General features: G+C 56.2%; 3 protein-coding genes. All 3 read left to right on the top strand.

What is annotated here, in order from left to right; translation table 11 throughout:
• Positions 1–115 precede the first annotated feature (115 nt).
• Positions 116–1,615 (top strand): IS21 family transposase, encoded by a 1,500-nt coding sequence (gene istA, locus AACY02_RS25810; protein WP_339434344.1) that lies wholly within the window; start codon positions 116–118, stop codon positions 1,613–1,615.
• Positions 1,608–2,411, top strand: a complete 804-nt coding sequence (istB, locus tag AACY02_RS25805; protein WP_339434343.1) for an IS21-like element ISPsy20 family helper ATPase IstB — start codon at positions 1,608–1,610, stop codon at positions 2,409–2,411. Before istA ends, istB begins: the two co-directional genes overlap by 8 nt.
• A partial coding sequence (locus tag AACY02_RS25800) for a hypothetical protein (RefSeq protein ID WP_339434342.1) occupies positions 2,398–2,581 on the top strand: 184 nt, incomplete at its 3' end. The genes istB and AACY02_RS25800, both read left to right, overlap by 14 nt.

The following is a 2,581-nucleotide window of genomic DNA, read 5'->3' as shown; positions in this document are numbered from 1 at the left end:
TGTTGCCGCTGACCGAAAACTGACCCAGTAGAGGCTGTTCTGCCGACTGAAAACTGACCCAGGTGTTCAACTGCTTCTGCTCACTTTTTGAGCAGGAGAACACAGGGTGATCAGCATGGAAATGTTGGGGAAAATCCGGCGGATGTACTTCCGCGACAAGCTCTCGCTGCATCAGATAGCCAAGCGTACCGGGCTGTCGAGAAACACCATCCGAAAATGGGTCAGAGCGCCCGAAGTCACTCAGCCGGCGTACCATCGGTGCGCGACCTTCAACAAACTCAGCCCTTTCCACGACACGCTGGAACAGGCGCTGAAAGCCGACTCGTTCCGGGCAAAGCACAATCGCAGAAGCGCCAAAGCACTTTTCGAGCAGATCAAGGCCGAGGGTTATGACGGCGGCTACAGCCAGCTCACGGCGTTTGTACGCTCGTGGCGAGGCGAGCAAGGCAAGTGTTTACGCGCTTTTGTACCGCTGACGTTTGCGCTCGGTGAAGCCTTTCAATTTGACTGGAGCGAAGAAGGGCTGCTGATCGGAGGCCTGTTTCGACGCATCCAGGTCTCCCACATGAAGCTGTGCGCCAGTCGCGCATTCTGGTTGGTTGCGTACCCGAGCCAAGGTCACGAGATGCTATTCGATGCCCATACACGCTCGTTCGGAGCATTAGGTGGCGTGCCGCGTCGCGGCATTTACGACAACATGAAAACGGCTGTCGACAAGGTCAACAAAGGCAAGGGTCGCACGGTCAATGCCCGGTTTTCCGTGATGTGCGCGCACTACCTGTTCGATCCGGATTTCTGCAACGTAGCCTCTGGCTGGGAAAAGGGCATTGTCGAGAAGAACGTTCAGGACAGCCGGAGGCGAATCTGGCTCGATGCTCAAAACTGCATGTTCCATACCTTCGAGGAGCTGAACGTCTGGCTCGGCCAACGCTGTCGTGCGCTCTGGGGTGAACTTATACATCCGCAATACAACGGTTTGACGGTGGCAGAAGTCCTGGAGCTGGAGCAGGTTGAAATGATGCCGATGCCGACGGCTTTTGATGGCTACGTCGAACGCACCGTCCGTGTTTCTAGCACCTGCCTGATCAGCGTGTCGAGAAATCGTTATTCGGTGCCTTGCGAGCGTGTTGGTCAGTGGGTCAGCAGCCGCTTGTACCCTTCGCGGATCGTGGTCATCGCTGACGAAACGGTGATCGCCAGCCACGAGCGCCTTTTTGATCGAGATCAGGTCAGTTTTGACTGGCAGCACTACATCCCACTTATTGAACGCAAGCCTGGTGCATTGCGCAATGGCGCTCCATTTGCCGATCTGCCGAAGCCGTTACTGCTTCTCAAGCGGGGACTGAGGCGTCATACCAACGGTGATCGAATCATGATGCAGGTACTGGCTGCTGTGCCCATCGCCGGTCTCGAACCGGTGCTGGTGGCGGTGGAGCTGGTACTTGAGTCGGGAAGTCTCAGCGCCGATCACATCCTCAATGTCGTTGCCCGCCTGACCTCCACCGCACCTCCTCCCTGCGTAGAAACCAGCTTGCAACTCAAGGTAGCGCCTGTTGCCAATACGGCGCGCTACGACCGGCTCCGTTCGACTGATGAGGAGAATCGCAATGCGTGACCTAATGACGGAACTCAAAGAACTGCGCCTGCACGGCATGGCCAGTGCTTGGGAAGAACTGGTCTCTCAAGGAACAGCGTCGACGGCTTCATCGAAATGGCTGCTGGAACATCTGCTTCAACAGGAACATGCGGATCGAGCGGTGCGCTCAGTAAACCACCAGATGAACATGGCAAAACTCCCAATGCACCGTGATTTAGCTGGCTTTGACTTCAGCGCTTCCTGCGCTGATGCCCGGTTGGTCAAGGAGTTATCCAGCCTGGAGTTTACGGAGACAGCGCAAAATGTGGTGTTCATCGGTGGGCCTGGAACCGGAAAAACACACTTGGCCAGTGCCTTGGCTGTATCCGGAATCACGGCGTACAACAAACGCGTGCGCTTCTTTTCCACGGTGGATCTGGTGAATCTGCTGGAGCGTGAGAAGTACGATGGCAAGGCAGGGCGAATCGCCCAGGCACTGCTTCGCACAGACCTGGTGATACTGGATGAACTCGGATATTTGCCCTTCAGCCAAAGCGGCGGCGCCCTGTTATTTCACCTGCTGTCCAAACTGTACGAACACACCAGCGTGGTCATCACCACCAACCTGAGCTTCTCGGAATGGTCGAGTGTGTTTGGCGACGCCAAGATGACCACCGCGTTGTTGGATCGGCTGACACACCACTGCCACATCGTCGAAACGGGCAACGAGTCCTACCGCCTGCAACATAGCACCTTGGCCGCCCAGACAAAGATCAAGTCACGGGAACGAAAGCGCAAGGACGGAGATGGTATCGAGGACGATGAACCGTTTTGATCTGCACCGTAAACACCCTGCCGCATGCCTGCATGCGGTGGGGCCCGATGCGTCGTCAACCGGAACACTGCTGCTAAGCTTATCCACAATTGCTGTGGCAAAAATCAGCAATCCGTCCTGGGTCATTTTTCAATCGGCAGGGTGGGTCAGTTTTCAATCAGCGCCAACAG

Source organism: Pseudomonas sp. EA_65y_Pfl2_P78 (genome assembly GCF_963970495.1).
GTDB classification, from domain to species: domain Bacteria; phylum Pseudomonadota; class Gammaproteobacteria; order Pseudomonadales; family Pseudomonadaceae; genus Aquipseudomonas; species Aquipseudomonas baetica_A.
This window is presented reverse-complemented; position numbering and strand designations above follow the sequence as displayed.

What these genes read in the sequence shown, in the direction of transcription:
- istA (WP_339434344.1), top strand. Translation starts at nt 116, where the DNA reads ATGGAAATGTTGGGGAAAATCCGGCGGATGTACTTCCGCGACAAGCTC.
- istB (WP_339434343.1), top strand. Translation starts at nt 1,608, where the DNA reads ATGCGTGACCTAATGACGGAACTCAAAGAACTGCGCCTGCACGGCATG.